The organism is Stenotrophomonas sp. 2YAF22 (assembly GCF_052114665.1).
Classification (GTDB): Bacteria; Pseudomonadota; Gammaproteobacteria; order Xanthomonadales; family Xanthomonadaceae; genus Stenotrophomonas; species Stenotrophomonas indicatrix.
Genome location: NZ_JBFRFE010000826.1, coordinates 1 through 1,498, shown reverse-complemented (window position 1 = coordinate 1,498; position 1,498 = coordinate 1). Strand labels below are relative to the sequence as shown.

The following is a 1,498-nucleotide window of genomic DNA, read 5'->3' as shown; positions in this document are numbered from 1 at the left end:
CGTTCAGGCGCAGCAAGGGCTCGGTGTTGGAGCTGCGCAGGTTGAAACGCCAGTCGCCGAAGTCGGCACTGATGCCATCGGTATGATCCAGCGCCGGCGACTGCGCGGCGAAGTGTTCCATCACGCGGGCCACGGACGCCTTCGCATCGCTGACCTTGAAGTTGATCTCGCCACTGCACGGATAGGCGGCCATGCGGTCTTCGACCCAGTCGGCCAGCGAACGCCCGCTTTCGGAAATGAGCTGGGCGATCAGCAGCCAGGGGATCATGCCCGAGTCGGCATAGGCGAATTCGCGGAAGTAGTGATGGGCGCTCATTTCGCCGCCGTACACCGCGTCCTCTGCGCGCATCTTCTCCTTGATGAAGGCATGGCCGCTCTTGCACAGCACCGGCACACCACCCGCCTGTTCGACCATCTCCACGGTGTTCCAGACCAGGCGTGGGTCATGCACGATCTTGCCACCCGGGTTACGGTCCAGCGCCGCCTTGGCCAGCAGGCCGACGAGGTAGTAGCCCTCGATGAAGCGCCCGCTGTGGTCGAAGAAGAAGCAGCGGTCGAAATCGCCGTCCCAGGCAATGCCGAAGTCGGCGCCGTGCTCGCGGACCGCCTCGGCCGTGGCGGCGCGGTTCTCCTGCAGCAGCGGATTGGGAATGCCGTTGGGGAAGCTGCCATCGGGTTCGTGGCAGATGCGGATGAACTCGAACGGCAGGTGCGGCGCCAGCAGGTCGACGATGGCGCCGGCGCCACCATTGCCTGCGTTGACCACCAGCTTGAGGGGCTTGAGCTTGGTGCTGTCCACATAGGACAGCAGATGCTGGATGTAGGCGCTCTTGTCGTGCTCGCTGCGTTGGCCTGCGGTCGGCGGCTGCGGTGTTGCGCTGTCGGCCGCCACGGCATCGGAGATCGCGAACAGGCCGGTATCGGAACTGATCGGCCGGGCGTTCTCCTTGACCAGCTTCATGCCGTTGTAGTCCATCGGGTTGTGGCTGGCGGTAACCATCACACCGCCTGCTGCACCGCGATGGTCGGTCTGGAAATAGACTTCCTCGGTGCCGCACAGGCCGATGTCGATCACTTCCCGGCCCGCGCCGCGCAGGCCCACCGCCAGCGCGTCCTGCAGCGCCAGACTGGTCAGGCGCACGTCGTGCCCCACCACCACTGGCCCGGGTGACAACTGATCGGCCAAGGCCACGCCGATCCGGCGGGCGAGGTCTTCGTTCAGTTCTTCCGGCACGCGGCCGCGGATGTCATAAGCCTTGAAGGCGGGCAGGGGCATCGCTGGAATCCTTTGTCAGATCAGTTGGCTAGTGTAATCCCAGCCTTGTATGGGAATCGTTTCCATAGCCCCAACGCTGCCTGACCGCCGAAGTGGTCACGTGCGGGTGGCCCTGCGTCTGCCTGCCGCGCGTTTGGCCGGCGCGCCGGGCAGGGGAGACAGCAGGGCCTCAAGGTCGGCTGCGTCGAAACGTGGGCCTGTGCCGCCACTGCCCTCCAGGAT

General features: G+C 65.4%; 1 protein-coding gene. It reads right to left on the bottom strand.

What is annotated here, in order from left to right; all coding sequences use genetic code 11:
* Positions 1–1,276 (bottom strand): phosphomannomutase (locus tag AB4Y84_RS21495; RefSeq protein ID WP_442250910.1); only part of this gene is annotated, 1,276 nt, incomplete at its 3' end.
* Positions 1,277–1,498 lie beyond the last annotated feature (222 nt).